This is a genomic window from Exiguobacterium artemiae (assembly GCF_033342815.1).
GTDB lineage: Bacteria > Bacillota > Bacilli > Exiguobacteriales > Exiguobacteriaceae > Exiguobacterium_A > Exiguobacterium_A artemiae_A.
In genome coordinates this window covers 192472-210688 of sequence record NZ_JAWPEN010000003.1, presented here as the reverse complement: position 1 = coordinate 210688, position 18217 = coordinate 192472, and the positions used below count along the sequence as shown (strand labels likewise).

17 protein-coding genes and 1 other annotated feature are annotated in these 18217 nt (G+C 51.3%); all 17 genes read left to right on the top strand.

Annotated elements, in window-relative coordinates; translation table 11 throughout:
• Positions 1-75: 75 nt before the first annotated feature.
• The gene (locus R7V76_RS05320) at positions 76-399 is read left to right on the top strand and encodes a cell division protein SepF (RefSeq protein ID WP_233550664.1); all 324 of its coding nucleotides are present in this window, start codon (positions 76-78) and stop codon (positions 397-399) included.
• A 2-nt stretch (positions 400-401) separates the two neighbouring features.
• Complete coding sequence (locus tag R7V76_RS05315; RefSeq protein WP_318091520.1) at positions 402-674, top strand: YggT family protein; 273 nt, start codon at positions 402-404, stop codon at positions 672-674.
• Positions 674-1447, top strand: coding sequence for an RNA-binding protein (locus R7V76_RS05310; RefSeq protein ID WP_012370823.1), 774 nt, complete (start codon positions 674-676; stop codon positions 1445-1447). Before R7V76_RS05315 ends, R7V76_RS05310 begins: the two co-directional genes overlap by 1 nt.
• 26 nt (positions 1448-1473) lie before the next feature.
• Complete coding sequence (locus R7V76_RS05305) at positions 1474-1995, top strand: DivIVA domain-containing protein (protein ID WP_290828910.1); 522 nt, start codon at positions 1474-1476, stop codon at positions 1993-1995.
• Positions 1996-2223: a binding site (T-box leader), on the top strand.
• 57 nt (positions 2224-2280) lie between these two features.
• Complete coding sequence (gene ileS, locus R7V76_RS05300) at positions 2281-5016, top strand: isoleucine--tRNA ligase (protein ID WP_318091519.1); 2736 nt, start codon at positions 2281-2283, stop codon at positions 5014-5016.
• A 72-nt stretch (positions 5017-5088) separates the two neighbouring features.
• Positions 5089-5562 (top strand): signal peptidase II, encoded by a 474-nt coding sequence (gene lspA / locus R7V76_RS05295; RefSeq protein ID WP_318091518.1) that lies wholly within the window; start codon positions 5089-5091, stop codon positions 5560-5562.
• Positions 5563-6486, top strand: a complete 924-nt coding sequence (locus R7V76_RS05290; RefSeq protein ID WP_012370819.1) for an RluA family pseudouridine synthase — start codon at positions 5563-5565, stop codon at positions 6484-6486. It begins immediately after the preceding gene.
• Between the two features lie 243 nt (positions 6487-6729).
• On the top strand, positions 6730-7260 hold the full coding sequence (gene pyrR, locus R7V76_RS05285; RefSeq protein ID WP_012370818.1) for a bifunctional pyr operon transcriptional regulator/uracil phosphoribosyltransferase PyrR: 531 nt from the start codon (positions 6730-6732) through the stop codon (positions 7258-7260).
• 51 nt (positions 7261-7311) lie between these two features.
• Positions 7312-8628 (top strand): uracil-xanthine permease family protein, encoded by a 1317-nt coding sequence (locus R7V76_RS05280; RefSeq protein ID WP_318091517.1) that lies wholly within the window; start codon positions 7312-7314, stop codon positions 8626-8628.
• A gap of 138 nt (positions 8629-8766) precedes the next feature.
• On the top strand, positions 8767-9666 hold the full coding sequence (locus R7V76_RS05275) for an aspartate carbamoyltransferase catalytic subunit (protein WP_318091537.1): 900 nt from the start codon (positions 8767-8769) through the stop codon (positions 9664-9666).
• 1 nt (position 9667) lies between these two features.
• Positions 9668-10939 carry a dihydroorotase gene (locus R7V76_RS05270; protein WP_318091516.1) on the top strand — a complete coding sequence of 424 codons (1272 nt, stop codon included), beginning with the start codon at positions 9668-9670 and terminating at the stop codon, positions 10937-10939.
• Positions 10932-12020 (top strand): carbamoyl phosphate synthase small subunit, encoded by a 1089-nt coding sequence (locus R7V76_RS05265; protein ID WP_318091515.1) that lies wholly within the window; start codon positions 10932-10934, stop codon positions 12018-12020. The genes R7V76_RS05270 and R7V76_RS05265 overlap by 8 nt, the downstream gene beginning before the upstream one ends.
• On the top strand, positions 12013-15225 hold the full coding sequence (gene carB / locus R7V76_RS05260) for a carbamoyl-phosphate synthase large subunit (protein WP_318091514.1): 3213 nt from the start codon (positions 12013-12015) through the stop codon (positions 15223-15225). The genes R7V76_RS05265 and carB overlap by 8 nt, the downstream gene beginning before the upstream one ends.
• Positions 15222-15953, top strand: coding sequence for a dihydroorotate dehydrogenase electron transfer subunit (locus tag R7V76_RS05255; protein WP_318091513.1), 732 nt, complete (start codon positions 15222-15224; stop codon positions 15951-15953). Before carB ends, R7V76_RS05255 begins: the two co-directional genes overlap by 4 nt.
• Positions 15950-16879, top strand: coding sequence for a dihydroorotate dehydrogenase (locus R7V76_RS05250; protein WP_290828894.1), 930 nt, complete (start codon positions 15950-15952; stop codon positions 16877-16879). The genes R7V76_RS05255 and R7V76_RS05250 overlap by 4 nt, the downstream gene beginning before the upstream one ends.
• Entirely contained in the window at positions 16854-17552 is a 699-nt protein-coding gene (gene pyrF, locus R7V76_RS05245; RefSeq protein ID WP_318091512.1) for an orotidine-5'-phosphate decarboxylase, read from the top strand. Before R7V76_RS05250 ends, pyrF begins: the two co-directional genes overlap by 26 nt.
• Positions 17549-18193, top strand: a complete 645-nt coding sequence (gene pyrE / locus R7V76_RS05240) for an orotate phosphoribosyltransferase (protein WP_012370809.1) — start codon at positions 17549-17551, stop codon at positions 18191-18193. Before pyrF ends, pyrE begins: the two co-directional genes overlap by 4 nt.
• Positions 18194-18217 lie beyond the last annotated feature (24 nt).

Here is an 18217-nt window from a genome sequence, read left to right as displayed (position 1 = left end):
AGAGGTGCATCACAGCAAGACTATGACGAGTATTATGAGGATTCTACCCCTACTGTTACTCAAAAGGAGGACCCTGTGAGACAATCGAACATCGTACCCATTCATACAAAAAAGGCAAAATCACAAGTCATTCTCAGTGAGCCGCGTGTGTTTAACGAAGCACAGGAAATCGGCGAACATCTTCGTCAAAATCGTGCTGTCATCGTGAACATGCAACGGATGTCTAAAGATCAGTCACGCCAAATGATTAATTTCCTGTCAGGTGTCGTGTTTGCTCTTGATGGAACGATTACGACCATCAGTCAAAATACACTCCTCTGTGTACCGAACAACGTCGAGCTGGCCGGAAGTATCTCTAATCTGCTCGGTGAAGATGATATCAACCATAAGGGGTGGTAAGCATGGATCCGCAAGTCATGTACGCAATCGGTCGTACACTCAGCACGTTACTTCAATATTACAGCTACGTCATGATTGCCTATATTTTATTATCGTGGTTCCCAAATGCACGTGAATCACGATTCGGTCAAGTCCTGGCCATGTTAGTCGAACCTTTCCTCGCACCGTTCCGACGGATTATCCCGCCCATCGGAGGTATGCTTGACATTTCACCTATCGTTGCCTTTTTGGTGCTTAATTTGGCACAGGCAGGTATTGGAGCGATCTTCTTCTAATGAGCGTTTATGATCATTATCGCGGACATGAGCGGGAGTTCGTCGATCTCGTCCTAAACTGGATCGACCATGTCGAAGCGACCTATACATTTAAAGTGACAGACTTTCTGGATCCGCGTGAACAACAGATTACCCGAGAACTTGTCGGAACAAAATGTGCCCTCTTTTTTGAGGGCGGTTTTGAAGGTGCGGAACGACAGCGTGCCCTCATTGCCCCTGATTATTACGAGCTTGATGCCAACGATTTTGATATCGCCATTTATCGTATCCATTATCCCACAAAATTCGTCGAGCTCTCGCATCGCCAGGTGACAGGGACATTGCTGAACGTCGGATTAAAACGAGGGAAATTCGGTGACGTCGTCATCCAAGATCAACTCGTCCAGTTCGCCGTCGCGAAAGAAGTGGCTTCTTATATTGAAGCGAACGTCGATCGTGCGGGGAAAACCAAAATCCGGTTGTCACTCGTGGATTCAGAAGAACAGTTGAAAATCAAGGATCAAGAATGGCAGGAAGAACTGGGTTTTGTCAGTTCGCTCCGTTTTGATACGGTCGTCAGTGAAATCCTTGGATTTTCAAGACAAAAAGCGCAAAGCCTGATTAAGCAGGGTGAAAGTAAAGTCAATTATAAAATCGTTGAAGATCCGAGCTTTTTGTTAGAGGAAGGCGATTTACTGTCACTTCGCGGAACGGGACGTGTCAAGTTGATTGCCGTACTCGGGTCGACGAAACGGGATCGGATCAAACTGCAATACGGTCTGCTAAAAGGATAACCAACAAGCTGAGGGAGGATTTCATCATGCCATTGACGCCACTTGATATTCACAATAAGGAATTTACACGTAAGTTTCGCGGCTATGACGAGGATGAGGTCAATGAATTTCTTGATCAAGTCATCAAAGATTTTGAATTGTTGCTCCGGGAAAACCGTCAACAGCAAGAAGTCATTCAAAACATGCAGTCTCGTGTCGATTACTTTAGCTCGATGGAGGAAACGCTAAACAAATCCATCATCGTGGCCCAAGAAGCGGCAGAAGAAGTCAAAGCGAATGCGACGAAAGAAGCCAGCCTCATCGTCAAACAAGCAGAACGGGAAGCCGAACAACTGCAGGATGCGGCACAGCGTCGAGCACAGCGGACTGATTTTGAAGTCGAACAGATGCGTAAAAAAATCGAATTGTACCGTAACCGATTCAAAGTATTGATCGATGCACAGATGGAATTGTTGACGAGCCACGACTGGGATGCATTTGATAGTTCGACCCGGGGTGCGCTTGACGAGATTCCGGCAGTTGCGTATAATGACGACGATGTCGTATAAGTTAAATCATTGAGAAGGACACGTCTTTTATCTAAATACTGTCAGCGAATCGGGGACCGGTGTGAGCCCGATCAGTCAAGGATAAAAGGTATCCCCTTTGAGTGTGGAACTGAACCTGTTCAGTAAGTTCCACCGTCTCGCCTCCGTTATCGGGCTCTTAAGTGGTAATCCGTTTTTCAGGATTGCTAGTAGGGTGGTACCGCGAGTTCAAGCCAACTCGTCCCTATCAGGGGATGAGTTTGGCTTTTTTTGTACGCAAAATTCAGATAAGTGAGGGAATGCCAGATGGAATACAAAGATACGTTATTGATGATGAAAACGGAATTTCTAATGCGGGGAAACCTGCCGAAACGTGAGCCGGATATGCAGGCACGTTGGAACGAGATGAACCTGTATGAAGCCGTCCAGGAAAAAAATGCCGGTAAACCGACATTCATTCTTCATGATGGTCCTCCTTACGCCAACGGAGACATCCACATGGGACACGGATTAAACAAAGTCTTAAAAGACATCGTCGTCCGTTACAAGTCCATGAACGGGTTCCGTTCTCCGTATGTACCGGGTTGGGATACGCACGGACTTCCGATTGAAACAGCGCTTCAAAAAGCGGGTGTCGACCGGAAATCGATGTCGGTCGCAGAATTCCGTGAGCTGTGTGCGAAATATGCACTGGAGCAAGTCGATCACCAACGGGAACAATTCAAGCGTCTTGGTGTCCTCGGGGACTACGACAATCCATACATCACGTTACAACCGGAATTCGAAGCGGCACAAATCCGTCTGTTTGGTGATATGGCGAATAAAGGATACATCTATAAAGGGAAAAAACCGGTCTACTGGTCACCGTCATCCGAGTCTGCTCTGGCTGAAGCGGAAATCGAATATCAGGATAAACGTTCGGCTGCAATCTACGTGGCGTTCCAAGTCATGGACGGAAAAAACATCCTGGAGCCAACGGATCATTTCGTCATCTGGACGACAACACCTTGGACGATTCCGGCGAACCTCGGGATCTCTGTCAGCGGTGAGTTGACGTATGCTCGGATTGAGCACGAAGGAAAAGGGTATATCGTCGCCGAGACTCTTGTCCCGGAAGTCATCGAAGCTCTCGGCTGGGAAGATGCGACAGTTGGTCGTGTCTTCAATGGAGCCGACTTTGAATACATCAAAGCGAAACATCCGCTCTATGACCGCGAATCACTTGTCATGCTCGGCGATCATGTCACGGCAGAAGCGACAGGTGTCGTTCATACTGCGCCTGGACACGGGGAAGATGACTTCCGAATCGGTCAAGCGTACGGTCTCGATGTTCTTTGTCCGGTTGACGACAAAGGGGTCATGACGGCGGAAGCTCCTGGTTTTGAAGGATTATTTTATGAAGATGCCAACAAAGAAATCGGTGTGGCGTTAGAAGAATCCGGTGCTTTATTAAAACTGTCATTCATCAAACACTCGTATCCGCATGACTGGCGGACGAAAAAACCAGTCATCTTCCGGGCGACACCACAGTGGTTCGCTTCGATCAAAGATTTCCGGGCTGAAATCCTTGACGAAATCAAAGAAGTCCAGTGGGTACCGGAGTGGGGCGAAACACGTCTTCACAACATGTTCAAAGATCGCGGAGACTGGGTCATTTCCCGTCAACGTGCGTGGGGTGTTCCGCTGCCGATCTTCTATGCAGAAGATGGTACGGAAATCGTCACACCGGAAACAATCGACCATATCGCCAATCTGTTCGCAGCTCACGGATCAAATGTCTGGTATGAGCGCGAAGCCGTTGATCTGTTACCGGAAGGCTTTACGCATCCGGCAAGTCCGAACGGAATCTTCAAAAAAGAAACGGATATCATGGATGTCTGGTTCGATTCCGGATCATCCCATGCCGGTGTCCTCGCGACACGTCCGGAACTCGAGCGTCCTGCTGACTTGTACCTGGAAGGGTCTGACCAGTATCGCGGATGGTTCAACTCGTCTCTTTCGACAGCTGTCGCAACGACAGGGAAAGCACCTTACAAAGCGGTCGTCAGTCACGGATTCGTCCTTGACGGTCAAGGACGGAAGATGTCGAAATCAATCGGAAACACGATTGCACCAATCCAAATCATGCAACAGTTCGGAGCGGAAATTCTTCGTCTTTGGGTGGCTTCCGTCGATTATCAATCAGATGTCCGTGCTTCCATGGACAACTTCAAACAAGTCTCGGAATCTTACCGGAAAATCCGGAATACGGTCCGCTTCCTGCTCGGAAACCTCGACCAGTTCGATCACACGACGCACCGTGTGGCATTTAAAGACTTGCCGGAATCGGATCGCTTCATGCGGACGAAACTGGATCAACTTGTCGGTAAAGTAAAGGCAGCGTACGATGCGTATGACTTCATGGCGGTCTATCAACTGTTGCATAACTTCTGTGTGCTTGACTTGTCTTCGTTCTATCTCGATTACACGAAAGATATCTTGTATATCGAAAAAGAAGATGCACCGGCGCGTCGTGCCGTTCAAACGGTCATGTATGATACCGTCGTCACATTGTTACAACTGATGGCACCGGTCTTACCGCATACAGCCGACGAAGCGTGGGAGTTCGTTCCCGGCGTCGAGACGGCGAGTATCTTCTTGACGGATCTTCCGGAAGCACCGGAAATGACGGAAGAGGGTCTTGCGTTGATCGCGAAATGGAACAGTTTCCTCGTCTTCCGCGATGATATCTTGAAAGCACTCGAAGAAGCACGTGCCGAGAAACTTGTCGGGAAAACGCTTGAAGCGAAACTCCTGCTTGCACCGAATGACGAAACGAAAGCATTACTTGCGACGATTGATCACCTCGAACAACTGTTGCAAGTTTCGCAAATCGAGTTTGTCGCTTCGGCCGAGAAATCGTACGGAACGACAGGCATCACTGTTCTGAAAGCAGACGGCGAAAAATGTGAACGCTGCTGGACATATTCGACTGAACTTGGACAAGATCCGGCTCATCCGACACTTTGCCCACGTTGTACTGAAGTCGTCAATTCTTTATAATGAATCAGGGAGGGGCAGCTACGGCGACTTCGTAGCGGTCCCTCATTATTTTTGGATGTGGAGGAAAAAAGAATGTGGCTTTACTTAGCGATTGCTGCTGTACTCGTCGGAGTGGATCAATTGACGAAATGGATCGTCGTCCAACAGATGACGATTGGTCAAGCGATTGAGATCATTCCCAATTTCTTTTATTTAAATTCATACCGGAATCGTGGGGCCGCCTGGGGAATGCTTGAAGGGAAATTCGGTTTTTTCTTCGTCATTACACTGGTCGTCGTCATCGGGCTGATTTATTTTCTTTACAAAGAAGGCACAAAAAACAAAGTATTTGCTTGGAGCGTCGCCTTGTTACTCGGCGGTGCGGTCGGAAATTTCATCGACCGGATGGCACGTGGAGAAGTCGTCGACTTTTTTCATTTTTATCCGTTCGGGTATAATTTTCCGATCTTTAATGTTGCGGACGTCTGTTTGACGTTTGGTGTTATTTTGATGCTGATCAGCGTCATGTTTGAAGAGCGTTTGACTAAGAAGGGAACGATTGATTAAATGAATGAACAAAATGAATGGGCTGTTAAAGCCAATGGTGCTACCGGTCGAATTGATAAATGGTTAGCCGAACAACAAGACTGGTCCCGGTCACAAGTCCAGGACTGGTTAAAAGCGGGTCACGTCGAAGTAGACGGACGGATCGTAAAACCGAACTACAAGATGTCCGGAACGGAAGAAATCCTTGTTCGAATCCCGGAAGCGGTTGAGCTTGAAGTCTTACCGGAAGATATCCCGCTGGATGTCGTCTATGAAGACAGTGACGTCATCGTCATCAACAAACCAAAAGGAATGGTCGTGCATCCGGCAGCCGGTCATGTGTCTGGAACACTCGTCAATGCCTTGCTCCATCATTGCCAGGATTTATCCGGCATCAACGGCGTCAAACGTCCGGGGATTGTCCACCGGATCGATAAAGACACATCGGGTCTCTTGATGGTCGCTAAAAATGATTTGGCACATGAATCGTTGGCACAACAATTAAAAGATAAGACGACAGAGCGTCTTTATATCGCACTGGTCCACGGCGAGATTCCACATGAGCTCGGGACGATTGAAGCACCGGTCGGCCGTGACAAAAATGACCGTCAACGGATGACGGTGACAGATAAAAACTCGAAAGCAGCTGTGACACATTTCCGTGTTCTCGAGCGGTATGAAGGCTTTACGGTCGTCGAATGTAAGCTCGAGACAGGACGGACGCACCAAATTCGTGTCCATATGCGTTACATCGGTTTCCCGCTTGCCGGAGATCCGAAATACGGTCCACGGAAAACGATGAAAATGAACGGTCAAGCGCTTCATGCTGCGGTTCTTGGATTCAAGCACCCGCGGACCGGTGAGATGTTGCATTTCGAAGCACCTTTGCCGGAAGAGATGACGTTTGAGATCAGCCAGTTGAAAAAACTTGAATTAGAGTCTTGACGTTTTTCTAATAAAACGGTAGAGTATCACCTAGAGAGCGATGCGAGACATCTGCCTCAAACAACCGGTCGTCCGCGTTGACGATCCTACCCATAGCACACCTTTAAACGAGTCCGGAGAGGCTACGAAAGGGAGACACTTCATTTGTGTAGATACGTGCAGTTTCGGCTGCTCAACACTTATTGTCTTCAACAACCTCCTGCGACTTTGCGCAGGAGGTTTTTTTGCAGAAAGGAGCACCTCATGAAACCATCCGTCATTTTAGATGAAGCGGCAATCAGTCGTGCGTTGACACGCATCGCCCATGAAATCATCGAACGTAACAAAGGAATCGACCAACTGATGATTGTCGGCATCAAAACACGCGGGGAGACACTCGCCCGCCGTCTGGCCCGCCGGATTGAAGAAATTGAAGGAAAGCCGGTCTTGCTCGGTGTCGTTGACATCTCGATGTACCGGGATGACTTATCGAAAAAAAGTCTCGAGCCAGAAATCAAAGGAACGGATATGCCGGAAACGGTGACCGGAAAAATCATTGTCCTCGTCGATGACGTCCTGTACACCGGACGAACCGTCCGCGCCGCAATGGATGCGCTCGTTGACCACGGTCGCCCGAGTATGATCCAGCTCGCGGTCCTCGTTGACCGGGGGCACCGGGAACTGCCAATCCGACCGGATTTCATCGGGAAAAATGTCCCGACCTCACGCGAAGAACAAGTTGTCGTCGCTTTATCCGAAGTCGATGACGCCGATCAAGTATTCATCAAACGTTAAACACAAATACCTTTAACGTGGTCCAGAGAGACCAGAAAGGGAGTTATCCTCATGCAAACACACACAGCAGTTCTCGATGTACAAGAACGACCAAAACATCCCCTTCAGTGGCTGATGCTCAGCCTCCAACATGTCTTCGCGATGTTTGGCGCGACGGTCCTGGTTCCGTTATTAACGGGACTGAACACATCCGTCGCCCTCGTCGCAAGCGGAGTCGGCACGTTGATTTTCCTCGCCGTCACCCGCTTTAAAGTCCCGACGTACTTAGGTTCAAGTTTCGCTTATATCGTCCCGATCATTGCCGTCAGTGAACGCTGGGGTGTCGAAGATGCGCTTGTCGGCGGAATGGTGGCAGGACTTGTCTACGGCATCGTTTCCCTCGTCATCACGTATACAGGTGTCGGCTGGTTAATGAAACTGTTGCCGCCGGTCGTGATCGGCCCCGTCATCATGGTCATCGGATTATCGCTTGCTCCAACAGCCGTCAACATGGCAATGAACGGAGCGGACGGGAAGTACAACGGTACCTTCCTGCTCGTCGCCTTGACGACACTCGCTGTCACCTTGCTTGCGATGACGTACTTCAAAGGAATGTGGAGTACCGTCCCGATTCTGTTTGGTATCCTGACCGGATATCTGGTTGCCGTCGCTGCCGGGATCGTCGACTTCACGTCACTGAAACAAGCGAGCTTTTTCCAGGTGCCTAACTTTACGGTGCCATTCCTCGACTACTCGCCGACGCTAAACTGGGCAGCACTTGCGCTCATCGTTCCGGTCACACTGGTCACATTAACAGAGCATATCGGAGAACAGAAAGTGACATCACGGATTATCGGGCGCGAGACGCTTCTTGATCCGGGGATGCACCGGACGGTTCTTGGAGATGGACTGGCGAAGACGATTGCCTCGATCCTCGGCGGTCCACCGGTCACGACGTATGGTGAAAACAACGGCGTCATGGCCATCACCCGCGTCTACAGTGTCTTTGTCCTCGGAGGCGCAGCGGTTCTCGCCATCAGCTTTGGCTTCCTCGGCTATGTGGAAGGATTCATCAAGACGATACCGACACCTGTCATGGGGGGAATCAGTATCCTGTTGTTCGGGGTCATCGCTTCGAACGGTCTGCGGACACTGGTCGAAAGTAAGGTCGATCTTGCCGATAAAAGGAACCTGACCATCACAGCGGTCATTCTGGTCATCGGGATTGGTGGAGCTGCCCTCAAAATCGGCAACTTCTCGCTCGAAGGCATGGCACTGGCCACGATCTTAGGAGTCCTTCTGAATTTGATCTTGCCGAAAACAACGGTCGAAACGGCAGAACACGAACAAGAAATACCACAATCGAAACGAGCAGCTAACGACTTTTAAGACGTTCCAGAGAGAACGATAAAGTGGAGGCCCTTCAGAAACAGGTGGCGACATCTGTCTTCTTCAGCGCACCTTCACATCAGAAGGTGCGCTTTTTTGCGGCCCAAAGGAGAGAAAAACATGCAGACACGACAACGAATTGCCCATTTTACGAGTCTAGACGCATTAGCGACAGAAGACATCGAACAGTTGATTGAGCGGGCACTGCAGCTGAAACAAGGCGCACCTGTCCGACCGCTTCCGACGAAAACCGTCGCTAACTTATTTTTCGAACATTCGACACGGACTAAAAGTTCGTTTGATATGGCGGAACACCATCTCGGACTGCATGTGCTGCCGTTCGAAACGGCAACTTCATCCGTCCAAAAAGGAGAAACATTGCTGGATACGTGCAAAACGTTACAAGCAATCGGCGTGGATGCCCTCGTCATCCGACACGGAGAGACCGGTTATTATGAACCGTTGCAACAACAGCTGTCGATTCCGATCATTAATGCCGGAGACGGCAGCGGGCAACATCCGTCGCAATCACTGCTCGATTTGATGACGATGTATGCGGAATACGGTCATGTCAGCGGAAAAACCATCGTCATCTGCGGTGATCTCCGGCACAGCCGGGTTGCCCGGTCAAACGCACACGTCTTGCAACGCTTGGGAGCGACCGTCATCGGTTCCGGACCGAGGGAATGGTTTGACGAGACGATGGGCATCACCTACCGGGAGATGGACGAGGCGGTGGCGACGAGTGACATCATCATGCTGCTCCGGGTCCAGCACGAGCGGCATACGGATGGTCGTCCGTTTGCAGCGGAAGAGTATCACGAACGGTACGGATTGACGGAACAACGGATGAAGCGGATTCGACCGGAAGCGATTGTGTTACATCCGGCACCGGTCAACCGCGGTGTTGAGATTGCCGACGAATTGGTGGAGCATCCGCAATCACGTATCTTTGATCAGATGACGAACGGTGTGTTTGCCCGAATGGCGATTTTGGAACGGGCATTTGAGACAGCAACGACAAAGGAGACGATATAAAATGGCGATTCGAATTGATCATGCAATATGGTATAAAAACGGGGAACTGCAAAAGTCGAGTATTCGCATGGAGGACGGGATCTTTACGGATCTTGATGCGACACCACTTGAGACGGATCAGGTGATTGATGCCACGGGATACACGGTGGCACCGGGATTTGTGGATGTTCATGTTCATTTACGCGAACCGGGCGGCGAACATAAAGAGACGATTGCGACCGGAACAGCGGCAGCGGCAGCCGGCGGATTTACAACGATTTGTCCGATGCCGAACACGCGACCGGTGCCGGACGACCGCGAGACGCTGGATGCGCTCTTTAAAAAAATTGAAGAAACGGCATCTGTCCGTGTTTTCCCTTATGCGGCGATTTCAAAAAATCAGCTAGGGCAGGAACTCGTCGCATTTGAACAACTGACTGACGCTTTTGCCTTCACGGACGATGGAGTCGGCGTCCAAAGTGCCGCCGTCATGCGGGAAGCGATGACACGTGCTGCCGCCGTCGAGAAAAGTATCATCGCCCATTGTGAAGATGATTCGCTGAAAGCAGGCTGTGTCCATGAAGGGGCATACAGTGCACGGGAAGGATTGCAGGGAATCCCGTCACTGGCAGAAAGCATTCATATCGCCCGGGATGTCTTGATTGCGGAAGCGACCGGCTGTCATTATCATGTCTGCCACGTCTCGACAAAGGAATCCGTCCGGGTCATCCGGGATGCAAAACGGGCGGGGATTCGGGTGACGGCAGAAGTTACGCCGCACCATTTAGTGTTGACGGAAGACGATATCATCGGACGTGATCCGAACTTCAAGATGAATCCACCGCTTCGGAGCGAAGCGGATCGCCAAGCGTTGCTTGCAGGACTGCAGGACGGAACGATTGATTGCATCGCGACGGACCATGCACCGCATGCCGCGGAGGAAAAAGCACTCGGCATCGAACGGGCACCGTTCGGGATTACCGGATTTGAAACGGCCTTTCCGTTGCTCTATACGAAACTGGTCGAACCCGGCATCTTTACGCTGAATCAGTTATTCGACTGGATGTCGCGTAAACCGGCCGATTTGTTTGACTTACCGTTCGGACGGATTGAAGTCGGGGCGCCCGCTGATCTTGTCCTGCTTGATCTCGAGACGGTCCGGACGGTACAACCGGACCAGTTCCTCTCAAAAGGAAAAAATACTCCGTTTGCTGGAGCATCACTAACCGGTTATCCGGTCTTGACACTCGTCGGTGGAGAAATCGTATTCAAGGGGGAAAAAGCACATGTCTAAACGGACGTTGATTTTAGAGGATGGAATGGTATTTGAAGGAGAAGCGTTTGGTTCAAGCGAGGTGACGATGGGAGAGGTCGTCTTCCAGACCGGGATGACGGGATACCAGGAGATGTTATCCGATCCGTCTTACTGCGATCAAATGATTGTATTAACGAACCCGTTGATCGGCAACTATGGAATGAACCGTGACGACTATGAAACGACCCGGCCGCTTGCGAAAGCACTGATTGTCCGGGAAGTCTGTCACACGCCATCAAACTTCCGCTCGCAGACGTCTCTTGCGACAGCTTTGGAAGAATTCAACATTCCCGGATTATCCGGCATCGATACACGGCAACTGACGCGGCATCTTCGGTCAAAGGGTGTTATGCGGGGATTGCTCGTTGACGGTACGTATGATTTGACCGAGCAACTGGAGCGGCTCAAACAGATGGCGCTTGCGACCGATCAGGTCAAACGGGCTTCGACGGAACGGGCCTATGTCATTCCGGGTGCCGGTCCGAGAATCGTCCTGGTCGATTTCGGTGCGAAACTGGGCATTATCCGTGAGCTCGTCCGACGCGGCTGTGAAGTCGTCGTCGTCCCGCACGACGTGACGGCAAAAGACGTCTTGCGTTATGTTCCGGACGGTGTCATGTTATCAAACGGTCCCGGGAATCCGAAAGATGTCCCGACCGCCATTCCCTTGATTCAGGAACTGACGGGACAAGTCGTCATTTTCGGTATCTGTCTCGGTCATCAACTGATTGCCTTGGCTCATGGCGCAGACACATTTAAGCTGCCGTTCGGTCATCGGGGAGCGAATCATCCGGTCGAAGATCTTCGGACGGGACAAGTCAGCATCACCTCACAAAATCATGGATATGCCGTGGAGGAACAGTCGCTTGCCGGCTTGAATCTCAAGCTGACGCACCGGGCCATCAATGATGGAACCGTCGAAGGAATCCGCCATACGACACATCCCGTCTTTTCGGTCCAGTATCATCCGGAAGCTTCTCCCGGACCGATGGATGCCAACGATTTATTCGATCAGTTTTTAACAGAAATCACGAACCAACAGGAGGTCTCTCATGCCTAAACGTCAAGATATTCAAAAGATTCTCGTTATCGGATCCGGTCCAATCGTCATCGGACAAGCAGCAGAATTTGATTATGCCGGAACACAAGCCTGCCAAGCCTTGAAAGAGGAAGGGTATGAAGTCGTTCTCGTCAACTCAAATCCGGCCACCATCATGACGGATCCAACTGTAGCGGATCGGGTTTACATTGAACCGTTACAAGCAGAGTTTGTTGCCCGCATCATCCGGAAAGAACGTCCGGATGCGTTACTCGCGACACTCGGCGGACAAACGGGACTGAATCTCGCTGTCGAACTGGATCGACTCGGTGTGCTTGCCGAATACGGCGTCGAACTGCTCGGGACGAAACTGACGGCAATCGAGGAAGCGGAAGATCGTGATTTGTTCAGAAAATTGATGTTTAAACTCGGACACGGTGTACCGGAAAGTGAAATCGTGCATACGGTCGAAGAAGCCGAGCAGTTCTGTGCGAAGATCGGTCTGCCGATCATCATTCGCCCGGCGTATACACTCGGTGGAACCGGCGGCGGAATCGCCGAAACGATGGATGAGTTCATCCGGATTGTCGAAGGCGGACTGAAAGCCAGTCCGGCGACCCAGGTCTTATTGGAAAAATCGATTGCCGGCATGAAAGAAGTCGAGTTCGAAGTCATGCGGGACGCGACGAACCAGGCGATCATCGTCTGTGCAATGGAAAACTTTGATCCGGTTGGTGTCCACACGGGGGATTCCATCGTCTTTGCCCCGACACAAACGTTATCCGACCGTGATTATCAGATGATGCGGAATGTATCGCTTGATATCATCCGTGCCCTCGGAATCGAAGGCGGATGTAACATCCAGTTCGCACTCGATCCGGTCAGCTTCACGTATTATGTCATTGAAGTCAATCCGCGTGTCTCACGTTCGTCAGCACTGGCTTCAAAAGCGACGGGGTATCCGATTGCCAAACTGGCTGCCAAGATCGCCGTCGGGTATGCCTTATCCGAATTAAAAAATCCGATTACGGAAACGAGTTTTGCCTCGTTCGAACCGGCACTCGACTATGTCGTCGCTAAAATTCCCCGCTGGCCGTTTGATAAATTTGAATCGGCCGACCGGACGCTCGGTACCCAGATGAAAGCGACGGGTGAAGTCATGGCCATGGGCCGGACGATGGAGGAAGCTTTGCTGAAAGCGGTTCGTTCGCTTGAAATCGGTCAAGCGGACTTGCACATGAACCGTTTTTCCGAGATGAATGAAGCCGACCTGCACCGTCATATCATCAAAGCGACAGATGAACGCCTGTTTGCCCTGTATGCCGGCATCGAACGTGGTCATACGGTCGAACAATTGCACGAATGGACGAGCATCGATCGGTTGTTCCTGGAAAAACTGCATCATATCCACCGGATCGAACAAGACATCGTCAAGCAGGGTTTGACATCGGAACGTCTCCGTCATGCGAAACGTTACGGCTTTAGTGACCAGATGCTGGCCCGAATCACGCAACAGACCGAGACAGCGATCCGGCAAATCCGCAACGAATCCGGCCTCCATCCTGTCTATAAAATGGTCGACACGTGTGCTGCAGAATTTGCATCCGACACACCGTATTACTACGGGACATACGAAGTCGAAAATGAAGCGGTTCCGACGACACGATCGTCGATTCTTGTCCTCGGTTCCGGACCAATCCGAATCGGACAAGGGGTGGAATTCGATTACGCCACCGTCCATTCGATCCAAGCGATTCGCGAAGCCGGATACGAAGCCATCATCGTCAACAATAATCCGGAGACGGTTTCAACCGATTTCTCGATTTCCGACCGGCTCTATTTTGAACCACTGACGACGGAAGATGTCCTCGAAGTCATCCGAAACGAACAGCCAATCGGTGTCATCGTCCAATTTGGCGGTCAGACGGCGATTAATCTCGCGGAATCACTGGAAGCCGAGGGTGTGAAGATCCTCGGAACGTCACTTGAAGATCTCGACCGGGCAGAAGACCGGAAACAGTTCGAAGCAGCTCTGACACAGCTCGATATTCCGCAGCCTCCCGGAAAAACAGCCGTTACAGTCGCAGAGGCAACAGCAGCGGCAAGTGAGCTCGGCTATCCCGTCCTCGTCCGCCCGTCGTATGTCCTCGGTGGACGCGCGATGGAAATCGTCTACGGAGAGCAGGAACTGGAGCATTATATGAAACATGCCGTCATCGCCTCACCGGAACGTCCGGTGCTCGTCGACCGTTATTTGACAGGAATGGAGCTTGAGGTGGATGCGATTTGCGACGGAACCGATGTCGTCATACCGGGCATCATGGAACATATCGAACGGGCCGGCGTTCACTCGGGTGATTCGATCGGGGTCTATCCACCGCAACGGGTTCCGCAAGCAATCAAGGAGTTGATTGTCGATTACACGACACGCATTGCCAAGGCCTTCCGGATCAAAGGATTGCTCAATATCCAATTTGTCTTTGCTGACGGAGAACTGTATGTGCTGGAAGTCAATCCGCGGGCAAGCCGGACCGTTCCGTTCATCTCAAAAGTGACGGGGTTGCCGGTGGCGCGTCTCGCGACGAACGTCATCTTAGGCGACACACTTGCGTCTTACGGATTGACGAGTGGTGTTTTACCGGAAGAAAAACTGGTTTCTGTGAAAGTACCGGTCTTCTCCTTTGCGAAGCTGAAAGAAGTGGATCCGTCGCTTGGACCGGAGATGAAGTCGACCGGTGAAGTCATCGGAACGGACCGGACACTTGAAAAAGCCCTCTATAAAGGACTGCTTGCTTCCGGAATGGCGATTCCGGAACACGGTCGGGTGCTGCTGACAGTCGCGGATCAGGACAAACAAGAAATGCTTGATCTCGCTAAACGCTTTACAGCACTCGGCTTTACGCTGCTCGCAACGGCCGGAACAGCCAGCGTCTTGGAAGAACACGGATTGCGTGTTCAAGTCGTCGGCAAACTCGGTTCGGAACAAGGATCGATGCTCGAATGGATTGAAAAAGCAGAAGTCGAATATGTCATCAATACGATGAGCCGGGATTCGCAAGTCACGAAAGACGGCTTCATCATCCGCCGGGCGGCAGCAGAAAACAATGTCGTCTGCCTGACTTCTCTCGATACAGCGGAAGCGTTGTTGCGGGTCATCGAAAGTCTGTCCTTTGAAGCGAGCGCGATTCAGCCGTTCGATTATATGAAAAAGGCGGTGACTCGATGATTCAACTCCTGACAGTCGTTTCACGCCGTGAAATCGCCAAAGGCGCGACAGAGTTAATCTGTCGCCGGCCTGACGCGACGGCTATCGAACCAGGTCGATTCATGCATTTACGGGTTGGCCCATTGTTACGTCGTCCCATCTCGATCGCCAACGTGGAAGGAGATTTAATCACGTTTTTATTTAAAGAAATTGGTCAAGGCACAAAAGAACTGGCCCGTCTCCGTGTCGGCGATCAAATCGATGCGCTCGGTCCACTCGGAAACGGATTTCCGGTCGAACATGTTGCGCGTGAGGCAAAAATCGTGTTGGTCGGGGGAGGGATCGGTGTTCCGCCGCTCTACTATACAATGCGTCGGTTGGTCGAACGGGGGATTACCTGCGAAGCGATTTTAGGATTTGATACGGCAGACAGCGTCTTTTATGAAGCTGAGTTTCGAAAGCTTGGTCCGACGACCGTGACGACTGTCGACGGGACAGCAGGCATCGCAGGATTCGTAACCGCTGCGCTCGACAGCAGCCGGTTTGATACGTTGTTCGCCTGTGGACCGGAACCGATGTTACGTTCGATCCAGCAGGTGCCGGTCGAACACAAGTTTTTATCGATTGAGAACCGGATGGGATGCGGTATTGGAGCCTGCTTCGCTTGTGTCTGTCCGACACCGGACGGGCATTATGTCAAAACCTGCTCTGATGGTCCGGTCTTCCGGGCGGAAGAGGTGATTCTATGAATCGTTTGCAAGTAGCGTTACCTGGTTTGAATTTGAAAAATCCGATCATTCCGGCATCCGGATGTTTCGGATTCGGCGAAGAGTTTGCCAAGCTGTATGACTTATCGGTGCTTGGCGGCATCATGATCAAAGCAGCGACCGGAGAAGAACGGTACGGGAATCCGACACCGCGCGTCGCGGAAAGCGGAATGGGCATGCTGAATGCGATCGGCTTACAAAATCCCGGCGTGGAAGGAATCATTGCACAGAAGTTACCGTTCCTCCGTCAATTTGATACCGAAATTATCGCAAACGTAGCCGGTTCAACACCGGAAGAATACGAAGACGTCACAAGACGAATCAGCCGGGATCCGGTCGTCAAAGCGATCGAACTGAATATCTCCTGCCCGAACGTCAAGTCCGGCGGATTACAATTCGGAACAGATCCACAGATGGCAGCCGAGCTGACGAGACGTGTCAAGGCGGTTTCTGAAAAACCGGTTTATGTCAAATTATCGCCGAACGTCACATCGATCGTCGAGATGGCCCAAGCCGTTGAACAGGCGGGAGCGGATGGCCTGACGATGATCAATACACTGGTCGGGATGCGGATTGACGTTCGGACGGGTCAGCCGATTCTTGCCAACCGAATCGGCGGTTTGTCCGGACCAGCCATTAAACCGGTCGCCGTTCGGATGATTCACGACGTCGCCCAAGTCGTCACGATTCCCATCATCGGGATGGGCGGCGTCATGGAAGTAGATGATGTGCTCGAGATGATTTATGCAGGAGCATCGGCAGTAGCAGTCGGCACGGCCAATTTCGTCAATCCGTTCATTTGTCAGGAATTGATTACGGATTTACCAAAACGGATGGACGAGTTAGGTATCGAACACATCATGGATATCAGGGGGAAAGCATATGGAGCAGCTTTACATCGCGCTTGATTTTCAGTCAGCCGATCAAGTCGAACGGTTTTTAGAAAAATTGGCACCACACCGGCCGGCACTTAAAGTCGGGATGGAGCTGTATTATGCGGAAGGACCAGCCTTTGTTCGTCATTTGGTCCGGCAAGGACATGATGTCTTTCTCGATTTAAAAGTCCATGACATTCCGGAGACTGCCCGGCGGACGATGCGTGTCATCGGTCAGCTAGGTGTTGAACTGACAAATGTCCACGCAGCAGGCGGGAAAGCGATGATGGAGGCAGCCCTTGCCGGATTACGCGAGACGTCGCCCAAGACACGGCTGATTGCCGTCACCCAACTGACCTCAACGGATCAAGACATGTTAACCGATCTGATGATTCCGCATGCCATGGACGAAGTCGTTGCCCATTATGCCCGCGAAGCCGACCGGGCTGGTCTTGACGGAGTCGTATGCTCGGCTCTTGATACGACACATATCAAAGCAACCTGCCGCTCCGGCTTCCAACTCGTCACGCCGGGCATCCGGCCGAACGGGACGGAGGCGAATGATCAAAAACGGATTGCGACGGTAACGGATGCACGCCGGAACGGGGCAACGGATCTCGTCATCGGACGTGCCATCACACAGGCAAAAGATCCGAAAGTCGTTTATGAAGCATTGCTCTCAGAATGGAAGGGGATTAAACAATGAATCAACTCGCACAGGCATTACTTGAAATCGAAGCGGTCACGTTGGCACCGACGGCTCCTTATACATGGGCAAGCGGATTACGGTCTCCGATTTATTGTGATAACCGGCTGACTTTATCGAGTCCTGCGGTCCGGACTTTAATTGCTGACAAATTGGCGGAACGAATCCGGCCGTTAAACGCCGACGTCATCGCTGGGACGGCGACAGCCGGTATTCCGCATGCGGCGCTCGTCGCGGAACGACTTGGTCTCCCGATGGTGTACATCCGGGGAAGTGCGAAGGGGCATGGGAAAGGAAATCAGATTGAAGGGCGTTTGCAGGCCGGACAACGTGTCATCGTCGTCGAAGACTTATTGTCGACGGGGATGTCTTCGATTGAAGCGACGCAAGCCGTCGAAGCAGCCGGTGCTTCGGTCATCCGGATTCAGGCGATCTTCTCTTACGGGATGACCCGACTGAAGGAAAACTTAACGGCGGCCGGAGTGGAAGCCGATGCTTTACTGACGTTCACGGAATTACTGGAGACGGCTGTCGAGACCGCCTATATTTCAAAAGAAGAGCAGGAAGGATTACAAACCTGGTCGATTGATCCGGTGAAGTGGAGTGAATCTTTCCTGATCGGCACGAAACAGAATTCATAATCAGAAAACTCAACCGAGCATGGC